This window comes from Streptomyces sp. DSM 42067 (genome assembly GCF_055792885.1).
Genome location: NZ_CM147706.1, coordinates 3,993,443 through 4,009,182 on the forward strand (window position 1 = coordinate 3,993,443; position 15,740 = coordinate 4,009,182).

A 15,740-nucleotide genomic window follows, 5' to 3' on the forward strand; every position below is an offset into this window, starting at 1 on the left:
CCTGCCGCCACGGTCACCTGCCGCCCTCGGGCCGGAAGCCGCCCTGCGGGCCGCCACCGGCCGGGCCACCGTCGGGTATGCCGCCGCTGTGCATGCCGCCGTCCTGCTTGCGCAGATAGTCGCTGAGCTCGTCGAGTTCGGCGCGGACCTGGTCGATACGGGCGGGCGCGGGGCGTCCCGGCGCGGGGGGCTGGGGCCCCGGGGGCACCGCAGGGGTGAACGGCGCCGACGGCTGAGGCAGAGGCGGGCTCGGCGCGGAGGCCTGCGGGCTCGGGACCGTCGCCGCGTTGTACGGCCGGGGGTGCGGCTCCGGGTAGCCGTACCCGCCCTGGGGCTGGGTGTAGCCCGTGGCGGGCGCGTAGGCCCCGGTCGCCGGCCGGTTGTAGTGGCGTATGTCCGCGGCCAGGTAGTACGCGACGACGGCGAGCAGGCCGACGAGCAGGATGCCCATCCCGACGTTCCCGCGCCAGGTGGTGAACTCCTCCTCGCCCGGGTCCTGGACGAGGAGCGTGATGACGACGATGTCGAGAACGACCTTGGCCGTGAACAGGATCCAGTCGAGCCTTCTGCGGGTCGTGACGGCAAGCCGCAGCAAGGCGGGCCAGGCGAGGAATCCACAGCTCAGCACCGCCAGCGCCACGAAGACCACGCGCAGCGTGATCTGCACACCCTGCGTGGGGCGATGACGCGGTGGCGGCAGTTGGCCGTGGCCGTGCATGGCTGCTCCTGAATCCTCGACGAGGACGATGTACGACATGAACACTCGAACGGGACGGGAACGAGTGCAGGGCTGAGCGTATCCGTCGACTCGGACAACCGGTCACGGGTTGTACGGAACCGTTGCCGGACTGATCGCCTCCGGCTTGAGGCCACGTTCCCGTGGCGCGGCGTACCGTGCCTCACCCCGCCCGTGCACCCCCGCGTCAACTCCGTGGCGCCAAGGCCGGGATCAGCCTCCGCACCGGGCGAGCATCATCTGCTTGTCCGCCGCCGTCACCGGCATCTCGTACTTGAGCGCCACCTGCCCGAACCTCACGGCGTACGAACAGCGGATCGGCTTGCTGGGCGGCAACCACGAGGCGGGCCCGGAGTCCCCCTTGCTGCTGTTCGTGGGTCCGTCGACGGGGAGGAGATTGAGCGGGTCGTTGGCGAGCTGTTCACGTTTGCTCTCCGGCCAGCGGGAGGCGCCCATCTGCCAGCTGTACGACAGCGGCACCACGTGGTCGATCTGCACCTCGGCAGCCCGCTGCTTGAGCCACTTGATGCTCTGGCCCGTGTACGGGTCCTGCAGCGTCATGGAGACGACGACGCAGTCGGAACCGGACCGGAAACGAAGCTCCCGGCCATCACGCTTCAGAAGATCGTTTCGAGTGTCGCAGCCGTTGCGGGCCAGCGGGACTCCGTCGGCGGTGTCCATCCAGGCGTAGCCGAACTCGTCGCGGCCGTAACCCGTCTTGGGACCGCGTCCCTTGACCTGCAGCCTCTCGATGAGCTTCAGCGCCTCGCCCCTGTCCGCGTCCGAGGTGATGGGCGCCAGCCCCGGCTTCGTCCCCTCTTGGTTCTCCAGGGGACTGGCCGCACGCCCGTCGGAGGCACCCGCTCCGGACCCCGACGAGGAATGCGAAGACGTGTGGGAAGAGGGGACGTCGATGGCGTCACACCCCACGGCGAACGCCGCGACCACGACCAGGGCAAGCACCGACCGGGCGCGACGGGTGACGGCCGCCCGGCGCGTGGCCTCAGCCCGTCGGCGACCCCTGGCCGGGCACCCGACCGTGGCCGGGCGACCCGGCTTCGGCTCGCTCACCCGCCCCACAACTCCTGCGTCCCTTATGTCCCCGAGCGCCACGGCGCTCCCCTCCCCACACCCGCTCCCATGTCCACTCCTTCAGGGCCTTCCGGTCCTTCGGCGCGGTTCTCCGGCGGCCCACGGTAGCGGCGGAGCGTTCAGGGCACGCCGACGGACAGGCGAGCATTCTCCGCAACTCGGGCGTATCGTCGGGGTTGAATCCCTCCGGGAGGAGCTCTGACATGGGCATCTTCGACAGATTCAAGGGCCAGGGACGGCACAGGGCCGGGCACGCCTCCGAGACGACCACGCATGAGTCCGACGAGAGGACCGGCGGCCGCCCTTACGGGGACCGGGAAGACAAGCCGGACACGATCCAGCAGCAGTTGAACGAGCGGCTGACGGACCGGGAGCACGAATCCGACCGGCCGCAGCCCTGACGAACGACGCGGCACGCCGGGCCTCGACGCACACCGCAGCCCGCATCATGTGCCGCAGCACACCGCCCTCGGGCGACGAATCAGTCAGACGGCGGCACGGCATACCTGGCCGCTTCGGCACGCCCCGGGCACCTCCCGCCCCCTCGCCTCCTCTCCCCTCGCCTCCCCTCACACCTTCCCGATCCCCAGCGTCGTCTCCGACGGGAGCAGCCCCGAGCCGAGTACGGCGACCCAGAACTCCCCCAGCAGATCGGCGAGCCGGGCGGTGCCGTCCGGGCCGAGGGCCCCCCACGGGTCGGCGCCCAGCTCGTCGGTGCGCCGCTCCACCTCCGCACGCAGGGCACGGCCCACCTCGGTGGCCACGCCGTCCTCGTCCAACAGCCCGCGTGCCACGAGCCGTTCGCGGGCGGCTCCCCACTCCTCGTCACTCCACCCGCGGCTGCGGAACGTGTCGGCGGACGCCGCTCCGATGCCCGCGAAGGAGACCAGCGCCTCGGTCGGGTCCAGTCCGGCTATGAGCAGGGCGGCAAGGTGACCGTCGCCGCGGTGCTCGCGCAGGATCGTCGCCGCGTGCCACAGCTGCTGATGCGGGGCCTCGGGCCATGCCAGTTCCGCGTTGGCCGCGGCGAGCGGGCGGGCCGCGGTGTTCGCCGCCTCGGCGGCCCGGCGGGCGAGCACGGCCGCCTCGGCGAGCTCCGGGCTGTCGACCCGGTCACCCCATATCGCCCGGTAGGCGCGGTCGATCGCCCGCTCCCGCGCCTTCAGCACGTCACCGGGCCGGGCTATGCGCCAGGCCGGATCGACATACTCGGCGACCATGCGCGGGCTGAAGCTGTAGAACGCGGAGGTCACGCGCTCGGCGCCGACCTCGCCCAGCGGGGCCGCACGGAACGGGAAATAGCTCGGCCATCGGACGTCCGTGCCGTAACCGAGTGCGGCCGCCTCCTCGAAGGACTCGGGCGCGTAGTAGAGCACGGCATGCAGGGGCTCCAGCAGATGCCACATCTGCCGCACCCGGCCGAGCTCGACCCCCTCGGCCCTCTCGGCCCTCTTGGCCTGCGCCACCGTCCCGCTTGCCTTGCTGACGTGCTCCGACATGACTTCGCTCCTCGTCGCGCCATCGGCCAGTAACCCGTACCCGCAGAACTTGACAGTGACTAGATTGCCGCGCAAGCCGGAACTTGTCAATGCCTAGATTCGGCGTAGTCTGCTCGGCATGACCCCTCAGCGCCCCTACCACCACGGCGACCTGCGGCGGGCCGTGCTGTCGGCCGCCCTCGACGTGATCGCCACTGACGGGCCGTCCGCGCTGAGCCTGCGCGACCTTGCCCGCAGGGCCGGCGTGTCACACGCCGCCCCGGCCCACCACTTCAAGGACCGCACGGGCCTGCTCACCGCGATCGCGGCCGAGGGATACGCACTGCTGGCCACCGCGCTCGACGAGGCGAAGGACCTGCGGGACGCGGGCGTGCGCTATGTCCGGTTCGCGCGCGAGCACCCGGCCCACTTCCAGGTGATGTTCACACCGGGCCTGCTGCGCGAGAACGACCTCGAACTCGCCACGGCCAGAGCGCTCGCGGGCGAGCGCCTGCGCACCTCGGTGGCCGCCGTCCCGTCCTCGGGCCGCGGCCCCGACGCCCGCCTCGCCGGTGTGGCCGCCTGGTCCCTGGCCCATGGCTTCGCCACGCTGCTGCTCAGCCACAACCTGGACGGACCGGTGGGCGACCGCGACCCCGAGGACGTCTTCCGCGCCCTGACGGGGATGCTGTTCCGCTCGGGCGCGACCCCGGAGTCGCAAATCCCCGGAGCCGCAACCCGGAGTCGTAACCCGGATTCGCAAATCCCCGGAGCCGCAACCCGGAGCCGTAACCCGGAGTCGTAAATACCTGCTACGACCCCAGAATCGACGTCAGGAACTCCCCGGTCCACCCCAGCAGTTCCCGCCCGACCAGCGGCTTCCCGCCGACCTTCGCCGTCTTCGGCCGGGGCACCAGCACCTGGTGCACGGCGGGCTTGATGACCGTGCCCGGGTAGAGCCGCTTCAGCCGCAGCTCCTGGGACTCCCTCAACTCCACGGGCGCGAAGCGGATGTTGTTGCCCTGCAGCACGATCTCGCCGACGCCGCACGCGCGCGCGAGCATGCGCAGGCCCGCCACCAGCAGCAGGTTCTCCACCGGCTCCGGCAACTTGCCGTAGCGGTCGACCAGTTCCTCGCGTACCGACTTGATGTCGTCCTCCGTGTTGACGGAGGCGATGGCGCGGTACGCCTGGAGCCGCAGGCGCTCACCCGGCGCGTAGTCGTGCGGGACGTGCGCGTCGACCGGGAGCTCGATCTTGACCTCGAGCGGCGGCTCCTCCTCCACGCCGCCCTCCAGCGACGCCCGGTAGTCCGCAACGGCCTCGCCCACCATCCGTACGTACAGGTCGAAGCCGACACCCGCGATGTGGCCCGACTGCTCGCCGCCCAGCAGGTTGCCGGCGCCGCGGATCTCCAGGTCCTTCATCGCCACGTACATGCCCGCGCCCATCTCCGTGTGCTGGGCGATGGTCGCGAGCCGCTCGTGGGCGGTCTCGGTCAGGGGCTTCTCCGGCGGGTACAGGAAGTAGGCGTAACCGCGCTCGCGGCCGCGGCCGACACGGCCGCGCAGCTGGTGCAGCTGCGAGAGGCCGAAGTTGTCGCCGCGCTCCACGATCAGCGTGTTGGCGTTGGAGATGTCGATGCCCGACTCGACGATCGTCGTGGAGACGAGGACGTCGTACTTCTTCTCCCAGAAGTCCACGACGACCTGCTCCAAGGTCGTTTCGGACATCTGGCCGTGGGCCGTGGCGATACGGGCCTCGGGCACGATGTCGCGCAGCCGCGCTGCCGCCCGGTCGATCGACTCGACACGGTTGTGGATGTAGAAGACCTGGCCCTCGCGGAGCAGTTCACGGCGGATCGCGGCGCCGATCTGCTTCTCCTCGTACGGCCCGACGAAGGTCAGCACCGGGTGCCGCTCCTCCGGCGGGGTCGTGATCGTCGACATCTCGCGGATGCCGGTCACGGCCATCTCGAGCGTACGGGGAATGGGGGTGGCCGACATGGTCAGGACGTCGACGTTGGCGCGGAGCTTCTTCAGCTGCTCCTTGTGCTCGACGCCGAAGCGCTGCTCCTCGTCGACGATGACCAGGCCGAGGTCCTTGAACTTGGTTTCGGAGGAGAACAGGCGGTGCGTGCCGATGACGATGTCGACCGAGCCGTCGCGCAGGCCCTCCAGGGTGGCCTTCGCCTCCGTGTCCGTCTGGAAGCGGCTCAAGGCGCGGACGTTCACGGGGAACTGTCCGTACCGCTCCGAGAACGTCCCGAAGTGCTGCTGCACCAGCAGAGTCGTGGGGACCAGGACCGCGACCTGCTTACCGTCCTGGACGGCCTTGAAGGCCGCGCGGACCGCGATCTCCGTCTTGCCGTAGCCGACGTCGCCGCAGATCAGGCGGTCCATCGGGACCGTCTTCTCCATGTCCTCCTTGACCTCGGCGATCGTGGTCAGCTGGTCGGGCGTCTCCGCGTACGGGAAGGCGTCCTCGAGCTCGCGCTGCCAGGGCGTGTCCGGGCCGAAGGCGTGGCCGGGGGCCGCCATGCGGGCGCTGTACAGCTTGATGAGGTCCGCGGCGATCTCCTTGACCGCCTTCTTGGCGCGGGCCTTGGTCTTGGTCCAGTCGGCGCCGCCGAGCCGGTGCAGCGTGGGCGCCTCGCCGCCGACGTACTTGGTGATCTGCTCCAGCTGGTCGGTGGGGATGTAGAGCCGGTCGCCGGGCTGGCCGCGCTTGGCGGGCGCGTACTCGACGACCAGGTACTCGCGGGTCGCGCCCTGCACCGTGCGCTGCACCATCTCGATGTAGCGGCCGACGCCGTGCTGCTCGTGGACGATGTAGTCGCCCGCCTCCAGCGTCAGCGGGTCGATGGTCTTGCGGCGGCGGGCGGGCATGCGCGCGCCGTCCTTGCCGGCCGCCTTCTGCCCGGACAGGTCGGTCTCGGTGAGGACAGCGACCTTCAGGACGGGGTCGACGAAGCCGTAGTCGATCGAACCGCACGCGACGTGTACGACGGACGGGGTGAGCTCGCCCAGGTCCTGGTCGAGGCGGGCCGCGATGCCCTCGCCGCCGAGCACCTCGACGGTGCGGGCCGCGGTGCCGTGCCCCTCGGTGACGTAGACGGTGCGCCAGCCGTCGGAGATCCAGCCCTTGGTGTCGGCCAGCGCCCTGGCGGTGTCGCCGCGGTACGACTCGGGGGCGTGCATGCCCAGCTTCAGCGTGTCCCCCGCCGCGTCAGCGGCTGAGGTCAGCGTGAGCTCCTCGTCGGCCGCGAACGGGGACACCGACCACCACATCATGTCCAGCTCACGGGCCCGGTCGCGGACGTCCGCGATGGACCACAGGGACGCGGCGCCGACGTCGATGGGCGCCTCGCCCCCGCCGGCGGTGGCCGCCCAGGAGGCCTGTAGGAACTCCTGCGACGTCGCCACCAGGTCCGCGGCCCGGGTGCGCACCCGCTCCGGGTCGCAGACGACGGCCATGCTGCCCTTGGGCAGTACGTCGAGCAGCAGCTCCATGTCGTCGACGAGGACCGGCGCGAGGGACTCCATGCCCTCGACCGCGATGCCCTCGGCGATCTTGCCGAGCAGTTCGCCGAGCTCCGGGTGGCGCTCGGCGAGCGCGGCCGCCCGCTGCCGCACGTCGTCGGTGAGCAGCAGCTCACGGCAGGGCGGCGCCCACAGGCCGTGCTGGGCGACTTCGAGGGAGCGCTGGTCGGCGACCTTGAAGTAGCGGATCTCCTCGACGTCGTCGCCCCAGAACTCGATGCGGAGGGGGTGCTCCTCGGTCGGCGGGAACACGTCGAGGATGCCGCCGCGGACCGCGAACTCGCCGCGCTTCTCGACGAGTTCCACGCGCGCGTACGCGGCGGCGGCCAGCGCGTCGACCGTCTCGTCCAGGTCGGCCTGCTGTCCGGTGCGCAAACTGACCGGTTCCAGGTCGCCGAGGCCCTTGACCTGCGGCTGGAGCACGGAGCGTACGGGCGAGACGACCACGGAGACAGGGCCGGTCTCCGGGTCGTCGTCGCTCGGGTGCGCGAGACGGCGCAGGACCGCGAGGCGGCGGCCCACGGTGTCCGACCTCGGCGAGAGCCGTTCGTGCGGGAGCGTCTCCCACGACGGGTACTCGACGATCCCGTCCGGCGGGAGCAGCGAGCGCAGGGCCGCCGCGAGGTCCTCGGCCTCCCGGCCGGTCGCCGTCACGGCCAGGATGGGGCGGTTCGACTCGCGCGCGAGCGCCGCCACCGCGAAGGGGCGGGCCGCGGGCGGTCCGACCAGGTCGACGTGCATGCGGTTGCCGTCGGTCGCGGCCCTCACCGCTTCGGCGAGTGCGGGGTCCTTGACTACGGCGTCGAGCAGACCGTGCAGGCTCATGAAGGGCATCCGTCCGGAGTGAGGGGGCAACGCGAACCGCCCGACACGTCGCACGGGCCGGGGGCCTCCAGAGTACGTCGCCAGGGACACCGGCACCCTTTCGAGCGATCGAACCGATGCGGTGCGCTCCGTAGAGTGCCGCGCATGAGCGAGTCGTTTTCCATCGCCGAGGCCCGCGACTGCCTGGGAGACCTGATCCGCCGTGCCGCACAGCCCGGCGAGCGGATCGCCATCACGGATCAGGGTCGGACCATGGCCGTGCTGATCAGCCCGCAGGAACTGGAAGACCTTGAGGACGAGCTGGCGCTGGCGCGATACCGGGTTGCGCAGGCCTCCGGAACGGTCCGCGGGATCTCCCACGAAGAGGTTCGTGCGCGCTTGGGCCTGCCACCGGTTCCCCCGGGCCCCGAGGTAGGCCCGGCCTCGTAGGGACGGCGTCCCGCGAGCGCTTGGGGCGGCGCCCGGGGTACACCCGCGCTGAGCCCCTACGTCACGGCCCTGGCGCCAGGGTCGTGCTACCCGTTCCTCCCCCCAGTGCCTCAAGGGCCTGGGGGACCCCCAGAGGAAGGGCCTGGGGACTCCCAGAGTCCGAACGCCAGAGCCCGGCACCGGGGAGGCTGTTGCTCCCCGGTGCCGGGCTCTTCCCCGTTCCCCGCCCGGAGTGGCTATTCCGTAGCGATCGCGTTCAGCACGTTCATCCGCCCCGCCCGGAACGCCGGCACCAGTGCCGCGAACAGCCCCACGAAGGCCGAGGCCACGAAGACCGCGGTGATCGTCGGCCACGGGATCTCGAGGACCTTCAGGCCCTCGAGGGCCAGCAGCTTCTGGGCCGTGGCGCCCCAGCCCATGCCAAGGCCGAGGCCGAGCAGCGCTCCGAAGAGGGCGATGACGACCGACTCCAGGCGGATCATGCGGCGCAGCTGGCGACGGGAGAGACCGATCGCCCTCATGAGGCCGATCTCGCGGGTCCGCTCCACCACCGAGAGGGCCAGGGTGTTCACCACACCCAGGATCGCGACGACGACCGCCAGGGCCAGGAGGCCGTAGATCATGTTGAGCAGCTGGCCGATCTGGTCCTTCAGCGCCTCCTTGTAGTCGGTCTGGTCGCGGACCGTGTACTGCGGGTAGTCGTCCAGGGCCGCCTTCAGCGACTTGTACGCGGCCGCCTCCTGGCCGTCCTTCGCCGAGGCGAAGAGCAGGACGTCGAGGGGCATCTTGTCGGCGGGCACATACCTGGCCACCGTCGCGATCGACGCGTACATCGCGCCCTTGTCGATGACGGCCTCGTCGCTGGTGATCGCGCGGACCGTCAGCTCGGCCGTCGATCCGTCCCGGAAGTCGACCTCGATCGTCGAGCCGAGCTCGATGCCGTGCTTCTTCGCGAAGCCCTCGAAGACGGACATCGAGTCGGGCCGGTAGGCGTCCGAGAGATCGCCGGCCACCGTCTCGGTGCGCAGGTCCTGCGCGTACGACGGGTCCGCGGCGTTGATCGTCTCGCCCTTGGACGTCTTGCCGTCCGGCGTGGTCAGCGTGGCGTCGAGCACCTTGTACTCGGTGAACCGCTCCACGCCCTCGGCGGACTTCGCTGCCTCCACCGCCTGCGGAGTGATCGGCTGCCCGCGATCGGACTGGACGATGAAGTCCGTACCCACGGTCTTGTCGAGCTGGTCCGTCGCGGAGGCCACCATCGAGGAGCCCACCACCGACAGGCATGCGACCAGCGCGAGGCCGATCATCAGGGCCGCGCCCGTGGCACCCGTGCGGCGCGGGTTGCGCAGCGCGTTGCGCTCGGCCATCCGTCCGACCGGGCCGAAAAGCCGCAGCAGCACGGCGCTGATGACCCGGACCACGCCGCCCGCGAGCAGCGGGCCGATGACGACGAAGCCGATCAGGGTGAGGACCACGCCCACGCCGAGCCACAGCGAGCCCTCGCTCGCCTTGTCGGCGGCGGCCGCCAGGTACAGGCCGTAGCCGCCGGCGCCGGTGAGGACCAGGCCGACGAGGGCCCGTACCCGTCCGGCCCTCGCGTCGGCCGGGGCTCCGGCGTCGCGCAGCGCGGCCATGGGCGAGACCTTGCCCGCGCGCCGGGCGGGCAGATACGCGGCGAGCACGGTGACCACGACGCCGAGCACCAGACCGACCACCGGCGTCGTCCAGGCGACGGTCAGGTCGTCGGTCGACAGGTGCATGCCCATCATGCCCATGAGCTCCATCAGCCCGATGGCCAGGCCCACGCCCGCGCCGACGCCGAGGACCGACCCGAAGAATCCGAGCAGCAGCGCCTCGACCAGGACCGAGCCGTTGACCTGCCTGCGGCTCGACCCGATGGCGCGCATCAGACCGATCTCGCGGGTCCGCTGGGCGACCAGCATCGAGAACGTGTTGATGATGAGGAAGATGCCGACCAGGAAGGCGATTCCGGCGAAGCCGAGCATCGCGTACTTCATCACGCCCATGAACTCCTGGACATCCTGGGCGTTGGCGTCCGCGACCTCCTTGGCCGTCTGCACCTGGTAGGCGCCGCCGAGTCCCGCGGCGACGTCCTTCTTCAGCTGCGCGTCACTGACCCCGGACGCGGCGGTGACGTTGATGTTGGTGTAGACGCCGCTCTCGCCCACCAGGGTCCGCTGGGCGGTCTTCGTGTCGAGGTAGAAGATCGCGGCACCGGGGTTGGTGACGGTGAACTCCGCGATGCCGGAGATCTTCGCCTTGTGGGTGCCGACCGCGGTGATGACGCCGATCTCGTCGCCGAGCCCCAGGTGGTGCTTGTCGGCGGTGTCCGCGTCGACCATGATCTGGCCGGAGCCGTGCGGCGCCTCACCTGAGGAGATCTTCATGGTGCGGGCCTCGTTGGCGTTCCAGTTGCCGACGATGGTCGGGGCGCCGCTCGTGGGCGAGAGGCTGTCCTTGTCGGCGTCGACGACGGTCACCGAGGTCGAGAAGACGGTGCCCTCGGCGGACTTGACCCCGTCGACGCCGCGCACCTCGTCGAGGACGGAGGCGGGCATGACCGGCGGCTTGCCGTTGCCGGCCTGGGTCTCGCCGGTGTCGGACGCGCCCTTGGCGCTGACCGTGACATCCGATGCGGTGGTCGCGAAGAGCTTGTCGAACGTCGTGTTCATGGTGTCCGTGAACACGAGCGTGCCGCACACGAACGCCACCGACAGCAGCACGGCGACGGCGGACAGCGCCATGCGTCCCTTGTGCGCGAAGAAGTTGCGCATGGAGGTCTTCATGACGGTCATGACGTACGCCCCCGGGCGTCGAAGTCCTTCATGCGGTCGAGGACGGCGTCGGCGGTCGGGCGGAGCATCTCGTCGACGATCCGGCCGTCCGCGAGATACAGCACGCGGTCCGCGTAGGAGGCGGCGACCGGGTCGTGCGTGACCATCACGATCGTCTGGCCGAGCTCGTCGACGGAGCGGCGCAGGAAGCCCAGGATCTCGGCGCCGGCCCGGGAGTCGAGGTTTCCGGTCGGTTCGTCACCGAAGATGATCTCGGGCCGGGAGGCGAGCGCACGGGCGACGGCGACGCGCTGCTGCTGGCCGCCGGAGAGCTGGGAGGGCCGGTGCTTGAGCCGTCCGGCGAGACCGACGGTCTCCACGACCCGCTCCAGCCACTGCCTGTCCGGCTTGCGGCCTGCGATGTCCATCGGCAGCGTGATGTTCTCGATGGCGTTGAGTGTCGGCAGCAGGTTGAACGCCTGGAAGATGAAGCCGATCCGGTCCCGGCGCAGCCGGGTGAGCTTCTTGTCCTTGAGGCCGGTGATCTCGGTGTCGTCCAGGTAGATCTGACCGGACGTCACGGTGTCCAGCCCGGCCAGGCAGTGCATCAGCGTCGACTTGCCGGACCCGGACGGGCCCATGATCGCGGTGAACTGGCCCCGGGCGATGTCCACGTCGACCTGGTCGAGCGCGACGACGCGGGTCTCGCCCGAGCCGTAGGCCTTGACGACCTGCCGCGCCCGCGCGGCTACGGCCGTAGTCCCGCCCGTGCCCCCGTGCTTGGGAATGGTCACAGCCGTTGTCACGGTAAGTCTCCTATGTCGGTCGGCAGATGGTGCAGGGATGTGCCAGGGATGTCGTCAGTGCCAGGTCGCTGGCGCCGGCGGGCGGTCGAGCCGCACATGCGGCTGCGGTGCCGGCCGGCGGTGGACCGCCGTGCGGTACGCGCTTCAGTCTGGTCTGGTCAGGCGGTCCGGCGCGCTGGTGCCCAGCGCAGTCTTGTGCGGGGGAAAACCCCACCTCCGAACGTGCGGTGCGTACGACCGGCGGCTGACCGCCGTGCCCCCGACCGCGTAAAGAAAGGCTAAGGAGCGGCCGGCCCCCTTCTCGTCCTCCGGCGGTACGAACCCTCCCCTGCCCCAAGTACGGAGATCCCCCTAGGGGTTCTCCACCCGTCGGTGGACCCGGCGTCGGGGTCGTGTCCGCCTTCGGTCCCAGAGGCTGCACCCTGCCGCTACGAGAGGGTCAAGCCGAGTACTTGCGAGCGGGTCGAGTCGAGTCCGTTACGAGCGGGTCGAGTCGGGGCGTTCGACCGTCGGCTCCTGCCTCGCGCCGCCCCGTGTCCGGTACAAATCGGCATACCGACCACTCAGTTTGCCGAAACTCTCGCGCGCACGGATACCAGCGAGTAGCGTCTCGCCCACCCTCCACCCAGCTCCCTGCGGTCCCCAACAGGACCCTCAGCCGCGCAAGGAGAACCGGGATGTCAGATATGCCGCACCATTCATCACCTGGCTGGCCCATGCCGTCCGCCGCATGGCCCCCGCAGCACCCTGCCTCACCGTCACCACCGTCGTACCCGACCTACCCCTGGCAACCACAGCAGCCGCAGCACCCCGGGACGCCCGCGGCGCGGCGGCTCCCCCGCCATCCCGCTCTCGGAAACCACAGCGATCTGCGGTTCCTGCGGGGTGCGTACCGCTGGCAGCGCCGCGTCGCGACACTCGCCGCGCTCGGCTACTTCGTCCTCTTCCTCATCCTGTCCGCCTTCGCGCCCTCGCTGATGACGGGCACGGTCTCCGGGGGTCTCTCTACCGGTCTCCTGCTGGGGCTGTGCCAACTGCCGGTGACCTGCCTCGCGCTCGCGCTCTACGAGTACACGGCGCGCCGCCGCGTCGACCCGCTGGCGGACCGGCTGCGCAGGCAGGCACAGCTGGACGCGGCGAGGGAGGCCGCCGGATGAACGCCGCGCCAGATGCCGACGGCGCCATGGGAGTCATGGGCGTCATGCCTGACGCTGCCGGGCCCCTGACCGGATTCAGCGACTCCGCGCAGGCCATGTCCCTGGTGGCCTTCACCGCGCTGGCCACCGTCACGCTCCTGCTGTGCGTGATGACCGGACCCGACCGGGACGACCTCGACGAGTTCTACACCGGGTACGGATCGCTGTCCCCGATGCGCAACGGCCTCGCCATCGGCGGCGACTACATCTCCGCCGCCACCGTCCTCGGCACCGGCGGCATCATCGCCCTCACCGGGTACGACGGGGTCGTCCTCGCTCTGAGCACGGCGCTGTCGCTGGTGCTGCTCATGTTCCTGCTGGCCGAACCGCTGCGCAGTGCGGGCCGGTTCACCATGGGCGACGCGTTCGCCCGCCGGATGCCGGGGCGTGCGGTGCGCATCGCCGCGTGCGCCGCGACGATCGCGGCACTGATGCCGATGATGCTCGTGCAGCTCGCGGGCGCGGGCGATCTGCTCGCGTTCATCCTCGGATTCGGCGGCGACGGACTGAAGACGGGATGCGTCGTCGCACTCGGCGCACTCATGATCAGCTATGCCGCGATCGGCGGGATGAAGGGCACCGCCCTGATCCAGATCCTGAAGATGGTGATGCTGCTCGGCTCGGGCGCGGTCGTGTCCGTGATCGTCCTGCACCGGTTCGACTGGGAGCCGGGGGCGCTGCTGTCCGCGGCCGCACAGGGCAGCGGCGCCGGTCCGGCGTTCCTGCACTCCGGACTGCAGTTCGCCGGAGCGGCGCACCCCCGGCTGGACATGATCACTTCGGAGCTGACGGTGGTACTCGGCAGCGCGTGCCTGCCGCACGTCACCATGCGCATGTACACCGCCCGCAGCGCACGCGAGGTGCGCCGCTCGATGTCCTGGGCGGTGTCGACCGTGGCGCTGTTCGTGCTGATCATCTCGGTGGTCGGGTTCGGCGCGGCGGCCCTCATCGGGCGGGCCGGGATCACGGCGGCCGATCCGCAGGGCAACACGGCCTATCTGCTGGGCTCGCAGGCGGCGTTCGGTGCCGACGCCTCATGGGCGGAGACGATGCTGTTCACGACGGTGACGACGGCGATATTCCTCACGCTGCTCGCATCGGTCGCGGGGATGATCCTGGCCTGCGCCAACTCCCTTGCGCACGACGTCTTCGCACACCGCAGGAAGCAGATCTCCAAACGCACGGAGATGACCCTGGCCCGCGGCTCGGCCCTGTCCGTCGGCCTGGTCGCGATCGTCCTCGCCACGCTGGTGCAGCACCGCAACCTGCAGCCGCTGGTCACGCTCTCGTTCTGCGTAGGTGCCTCCGCACTGGCGCCCGCCCTGGTCTACGGCCTGTTCTGGCGCCGCTTCACCCGCGCAGGACTGATGTGCACCCTGATCGGCGGCACGCTCAGCGTGTTCGTCCTGATGACCGGCACCAACCTGGTCTCCGGCTCCCCCACATCGGCCTTCCCCGACCACGACTTCAACTGGTTCCCCTTCACCACGACGGGCCTGGTCTCCATCCCCCTGGGCTTCGCCCTCGGCTGGCTGGGCACCGTACTGTCGGCCCGCCGGACGGCCGACGAACAGCGCAGGCAGTACGAGGCGGTGGAGGCGTGGATTCTGGCGGGGGCGAACAAATCGAGCCCGTCCGGGGGCACCTCCCAGCCCTAGGGCGCCCCCTCCGCCCGGGCCGCCCGCCCCGTCAACGCCGCAAGGCTGTTCCGCACATGATCCATATGCGCCCGCACCTCATCCCACTGCTCCCCGTGCAGCCGCAACACCCGCTCCGTCTCCCGCCCGATCGCATCCTCCCGAGCCCGGGCCCCCGCAAGAAGCTCCGCGGCCCGCGTCTGCGCCTCCTCCTGGATACGCCAGGCCGCCTCCTCCGCCTCCGCAAAGGCCCGCTCGGCCTTGGACAGACGTTCGTCGGCGGCGGCCGACAGCTCGTCGTGGTGCGCGTCCGCCGCCGCCTCCCGCCCGACGATGTCGCGCTCGGCGGCGTCCCACCGCTCGGCGTGCTCCTTCTCCAGATCGGCGAGCATTCCGGCGGTCCGCTCCCGCATCTCACGCAGTGCGGCCAGCGCCTCGCCCCGCCGCTCCTTCACATCGCGCCGGGCCGCGATCCGGATCTCGTCGGCGGCCGCGCGGTCGGCGAGCAGCCGGTGCCGGGCGCGCTCGTCGGCCTCGGCGCGCACGGCATCCGCGTAGGCGTGCGCTGCCTCGTCGAGCTCGCGCATCGCCTCCTCGGCGGCCGCGGTGACCCGTTCGGCATCGTCACGTGCGGCGGCGAGCACCGCGGCTGCCTCCTCCTGGCCCAGCGCGAGGATCCGCTGCGCACGCTCGCCGAGCGTCTCGTACGTCTGGGGAGCGAGCCCCGTGACGGCCTCGCGCAGCCGCTCCGCCTCGGCCTCCATGTCCTTGGCCAGGACGGTCAGCCGCGCGGCGCGCTCCCACGCCCCGTCGCGCTCTTTGGACAGGCGGGTGACGTACGCGTCGACCTGCGCGGGCCGGTAGGCGCGGCCCCGCACGGCGACGAAGCCGTGCGGCGACACCGATGCGCTGCTCATCCTCGAATCCCCTCTAGGCTCTCCGGACCCGGCGATCCGGCAGTCCCGAACCCGGCATGACGTACACCACTCCGTACAACCCGCCAAACAACTCGTCGTGGCGCACATCTTGATGGATTAAGAGGAAGCACTCATAACGCGACACTCCGCCCGGCCATGTGGTCAAGGGTGAGGCACAAAGCAGTAGAAACCGGCAAACGCGCGCAGGTGTCGCCGGAACCGGCGGCCGGTCAGCCCCGCCCACACGAACGAGGCGCCCGACCCGTCTCACGGGTCGAGCGCCTCGT

At 70.8% G+C, this 15,740-nt stretch carries 11 protein-coding genes and 1 pseudogene; 5 read left to right on the forward strand and 7 right to left on the reverse strand.

Annotated features, from left to right (window positions below; all coding sequences use genetic code 11):
* Positions 1 to 13: 13 nt before the first annotated feature.
* On the reverse strand, positions 14 to 757 hold the full coding sequence (locus ACSMXV_RS18330; RefSeq protein ID WP_473178646.1) for a hypothetical protein: 744 nt from the start codon (positions 755 to 757) through the stop codon (positions 14 to 16).
* A 192-nt stretch (positions 758 to 949) separates the two neighbouring features.
* A complete protein-coding gene (locus ACSMXV_RS18335) occupies positions 950 to 1,651 on the reverse strand; it encodes an HNH endonuclease family protein (RefSeq protein ID WP_473178986.1) in 702 nt (233 codons plus the stop codon).
* Positions 1,652 to 2,031: 380 nt separating this feature from the next.
* Between ACSMXV_RS18335 and ACSMXV_RS18340 the strand changes: the two genes are divergently transcribed.
* Positions 2,032 to 2,229: an antitoxin gene (locus ACSMXV_RS18340; RefSeq protein ID WP_473178647.1), complete on the forward strand. Its 198-nt coding sequence runs from the start codon at positions 2,032 to 2,034 to the stop codon at positions 2,227 to 2,229.
* A gap of 168 nt (positions 2,230 to 2,397) precedes the next feature.
* Here ACSMXV_RS18340 and ACSMXV_RS18345 read toward each other — a convergent pair whose 3' ends face one another.
* Complete coding sequence (locus tag ACSMXV_RS18345; protein WP_473178987.1) at positions 2,398 to 3,234, reverse strand: SCO6745 family protein; 837 nt, start codon at positions 3,232 to 3,234, stop codon at positions 2,398 to 2,400.
* Between the two features lie 211 nt (positions 3,235 to 3,445).
* Here ACSMXV_RS18345 and ACSMXV_RS18350 point away from each other — a divergent pair.
* Positions 3,446 to 4,006 (forward strand): annotated as a pseudogene (locus ACSMXV_RS18350) (TetR/AcrR family transcriptional regulator); the annotation flags it as partial.
* Positions 4,007 to 4,118: 112 nt separating this feature from the next.
* Here the strand turns inward: ACSMXV_RS18350 and mfd are convergent.
* Positions 4,119 to 7,673 carry a transcription-repair coupling factor gene (mfd, locus tag ACSMXV_RS18355; RefSeq protein WP_473178648.1) on the reverse strand — a complete coding sequence of 1,185 codons (3,555 nt, stop codon included), beginning with the start codon at positions 7,671 to 7,673 and terminating at the stop codon, positions 4,119 to 4,121.
* A gap of 144 nt (positions 7,674 to 7,817) precedes the next feature.
* Between mfd and ACSMXV_RS18360 the strand changes: the two genes are divergently transcribed.
* A complete protein-coding gene (locus ACSMXV_RS18360; protein ID WP_473178649.1) occupies positions 7,818 to 8,102 on the forward strand; it encodes a type II toxin-antitoxin system prevent-host-death family antitoxin in 285 nt (94 codons plus the stop codon).
* A gap of 236 nt (positions 8,103 to 8,338) precedes the next feature.
* Here the strand turns inward: ACSMXV_RS18360 and ACSMXV_RS18365 are convergent, their stop codons facing one another.
* Together ACSMXV_RS18365 and ACSMXV_RS18370 are read right to left on the reverse strand one after the other, a co-directional pair.
* Complete coding sequence (locus ACSMXV_RS18365) at positions 8,339 to 10,918, reverse strand: ABC transporter permease (protein WP_473178650.1); 2,580 nt, start codon at positions 10,916 to 10,918, stop codon at positions 8,339 to 8,341.
* Entirely contained in the window at positions 10,915 to 11,703 is a 789-nt protein-coding gene (locus tag ACSMXV_RS18370) for an ABC transporter ATP-binding protein (RefSeq protein WP_473178651.1), read from the reverse strand. Before ACSMXV_RS18370 ends, ACSMXV_RS18365 begins: the two co-directional genes overlap by 4 nt.
* A 686-nt stretch (positions 11,704 to 12,389) precedes the next feature.
* On the opposite strand from ACSMXV_RS18370, the gene ACSMXV_RS18375 reads away from it, so the two are divergent.
* Entirely contained in the window at positions 12,390 to 12,860 is a 471-nt protein-coding gene (locus ACSMXV_RS18375; protein WP_473178988.1) for a DUF485 domain-containing protein, read from the forward strand.
* 44 nt (positions 12,861 to 12,904) lie between these two features.
* A complete protein-coding gene (locus ACSMXV_RS18380; RefSeq protein ID WP_473178989.1) occupies positions 12,905 to 14,557 on the forward strand; it encodes a sodium/solute symporter in 1,653 nt (550 codons plus the stop codon).
* Here ACSMXV_RS18380 and ACSMXV_RS18385 read toward each other — a convergent pair.
* Positions 14,554 to 15,453 (reverse strand): cellulose-binding protein, encoded by a 900-nt coding sequence (locus ACSMXV_RS18385; RefSeq protein ID WP_473178652.1) that lies wholly within the window; start codon positions 15,451 to 15,453, stop codon positions 14,554 to 14,556. The genes ACSMXV_RS18380 and ACSMXV_RS18385 overlap by 4 nt on opposite strands.
* Positions 15,454 to 15,740: the final 287 nt, after the last annotated feature.

Coding starts and splice junctions, on each gene's coding strand:
- ACSMXV_RS18330 (WP_473178646.1), bottom strand. CDS start 757: ATGTCGTACATCGTCCTCGTCGAGGATTCAGGAGCAGCCATGCACGGC.
- ACSMXV_RS18340 (WP_473178647.1), top strand. CDS start 2,032: ATGGGCATCTTCGACAGATTCAAGGGCCAGGGACGGCACAGGGCCGGG.
- ACSMXV_RS18345 (WP_473178987.1), bottom strand. CDS start 3,234: ATGTGGCATCTGCTGGAGCCCCTGCATGCCGTGCTCTACTACGCGCCC.
- mfd (WP_473178648.1), bottom strand. CDS start 7,673: ATGAGCCTGCACGGTCTGCTCGACGCCGTAGTCAAGGACCCCGCACTC.
- ACSMXV_RS18360 (WP_473178649.1), top strand. CDS start 7,818: ATGAGCGAGTCGTTTTCCATCGCCGAGGCCCGCGACTGCCTGGGAGAC.
- ACSMXV_RS18365 (WP_473178650.1), bottom strand. CDS start 10,918: ATGACCGTCATGAAGACCTCCATGCGCAACTTCTTCGCGCACAAGGGA.
- ACSMXV_RS18375 (WP_473178988.1), top strand. CDS start 12,390: ATGCCGCACCATTCATCACCTGGCTGGCCCATGCCGTCCGCCGCATGG.
- ACSMXV_RS18380 (WP_473178989.1), top strand. CDS start 12,905: ATGCCTGACGCTGCCGGGCCCCTGACCGGATTCAGCGACTCCGCGCAG.
- ACSMXV_RS18385 (WP_473178652.1), bottom strand. CDS start 15,453: ATGAGCAGCGCATCGGTGTCGCCGCACGGCTTCGTCGCCGTGCGGGGC.